Here is a 2336-nt window from a genome sequence, read left to right on the forward strand (position 1 = left end):
TAGATCTCCAGACCCGTATCGATTCGAAGTTGCACGTGCTGGGCCATCTCTGCGCCTTGATCCCATGTGAGCGATCGCCACAAGTGCTCAGGCAATAACACGATCTTCGCAGCTATGGCATTGCGGACGGCCTCCGCTCCATGACCCGCCAAGGGTGGCCCATTCTTGGCCCGCACGCCAGTGCCATGTCCCTCCATAGGTGGGAGATGGAGCAACATTGTATAGCGGGTAGTCCGCTCGACCAGCGTACCCACTGCGGATCGATTAAGACCAATGATCAGGTCACCTTCCCAGTGACCCGGAACGGCACGATCATCAGCCTCAGCCGGACGTTCACTGATCATGACCTCCGGAGTAATGAAATGCTTTCCTCGCTGTTGCGCCCTGGCTCGAGGCACACGAAGTGCACGGCCCGTACGCAAACAGGCAGTAAGCTCCTTCCGCAGAGCGCCACGGCCCTGAATGTAAAGCGCTTGATAGATGGCTTCGTGAGAGATTCTCATGGATTGGTCTTCTGGATAGTCGGCCTGCAATCGTCGACTGATCTGTTCGGGACTCCAGCAGGTGCCCCAACGACGGTCCGCGCGGCGGCCTTGCCGTCGTCCTTTCCATGGTACGTTGGGTCCGGCAATCGGCCTGCCTTCTGAATCGGTGACCGCTCCCGCCAATCGACTCTGCACATAATTCTTTAATCTATCGTTCTTGGTCAGTCTGGAAGCTTTCGGACGTTCCGCGGCCCGCTTAGCTTTCCACTGAGCAACTGTCGCCCTGTATATCAATGTGCCGCTACGGGTTGCAGCATTACGGCGCAACTCGCGCGAGATGGTCGAAGGTGAGCGCTGCAGTCTTCGCGCGATCTCACGGATCCCGCAATCCTGCGCCCGTAGCAGCGCAATTTCCTCGCGTTCAGAAAAAGACAGATAAGGCGCAGTGCCCGGCGTCAGCTCGATCGGCGGCATTCCGCCTGCATCACGAAACCATCTTGGCCCCAAAGGTTGGGACACGCCACACGCGCGCGCCGCAGCCTCGCTCTCCATGCCTTGCGCGACACAAGTCCAGAACGCTCGCTTCGTATCTCGCTGATTGACACCTGGCCTGCCGGGCGATTGCATTATTGGTCTTCCTGTCTGTTCCGAACCCCAACCCTGTGGTCGTCCCATTTGACACCTCCTTTAGGAGATGTTGCAACGACCAGTTGGATCCGCCTTGCGACCCGTGGTCCGAGTGATGTATGAGCCCCTCGACCGGCTGGCGTTCGTACAGCGCCTGATTCAACGCATCCAGTACGAAGTCTGTGCGCATCGAGGACGACACCCGCCAACCAACGATGCGCCGAGCGAACACATCGGTCACGAACGCTACGTACACGAACCCCGACCACGTCGAACAGTATGTAAAATCCGCGACCCACAGCGCGTCAGGTCGGTCGGCCCGGAACTGCCGCTTCACCAAATCCGATGGGCACGGCACCGCATCATCTCGCTGAGTGGTCCTGATCACGCGGCCGCGCCGCACACCCTGGATGCCCATCGCTTTCATCAGGCGCTCGACCGTACAGCGCGCGACCTTCACACCGTCACGCAACAGCTGTCGCCACACCTTGCGTGCCCCATATACGGCGAAATTGTCCTCCCAGATCTGTCTAATCTGAGCCTTCAATACCGCGTCGCGGCGAGCTCGTGTTGACCATTGCTGCGGGTCGTGCCGGCGAGCCGTATGCCGATAGTATGTCGACGGGGCGATCGGCAACAACCGGCAGATCGACTCGACCCCGTAGAGCGCACGATGATCGTCGATAAACGTGATCATGACTTCGGTCGGCGGTCGAGCTCCGCCTGCGCGAAATACGCGGACGCCTTGCGCAGGATCTCGTTGGCTGTGCGCAGTTCCCGAACCTCACGCTCAAGCTCTTTGAGCCGAGCCAGATCCGCCGTCGTTGTGCCAGCCCGCTGCCCGCGGTCACGCTCAGCTTGATTAACCCAGTTGCGCAGCGTCTCACGCGACATGCCCATCTTTGCGGCAATCGAGCGCATCGCCGCGCCCGGCGTCTCGTATTCGTGCTGGTGCTCCAACACCATCCTTACCGCGCGCTCCCGAACCTCGTCGGAATACCTCGCCCCTGTCGGCTTCTTTACTTTGCTTGCGTTTTCCATACTTCAAATCTCCCGTTACAGCCAAGATCCAAAGTCTCCTACATTTCCGGGGCGCTTCACCTCAGCAAATCTCTGGAGTTCTCAAGCGTATGTTTCCGACCGATCCAACTTTGCAGGTCTCGCACGAAACGATTTACACGACCATCTACGCTCACCCAGGCGGAGAACTACGGCGCCAACTCA

1 protein-coding gene, 2 pseudogenes and 1 other annotated feature are annotated in these 2336 nt (G+C 59.2%); of the genes and pseudogenes, 1 reads left to right on the forward strand and 2 read right to left on the reverse strand.

Translation table 11 applies throughout. The annotated features are described in order from the left end of the window. Together ACRXB1_RS34680 and ACRXB1_RS34685 are read right to left on the reverse strand one after the other, a co-directional pair. On the reverse strand, window positions 1–1160 hold a 1160-nt coding region (locus ACRXB1_RS34680; RefSeq protein ID WP_449494611.1), incomplete at its 3' end, for an IS30 family transposase. A gap of 46 nt (window positions 1161–1206) precedes the next feature. After that, window positions 1207–2153 (reverse strand): annotated as a pseudogene (locus tag ACRXB1_RS34685) (IS3 family transposase); the annotation flags it as partial. Then, window positions 1735–1851 (reverse strand) — a sequence feature (AL1L pseudoknot). It overlaps the preceding pseudogene by 117 nt. A 56-nt stretch (window positions 2154–2209) precedes the next feature. Between ACRXB1_RS34685 and ACRXB1_RS34690 the strand changes: the two are divergent. Continuing rightward, window positions 2210–2336: pseudogene (locus ACRXB1_RS34690) on the forward strand (IS30 family transposase); the annotation flags it as partial.

The sequence above is a fragment of the Caballeronia sp. M23-90 genome (assembly GCF_053574605.1).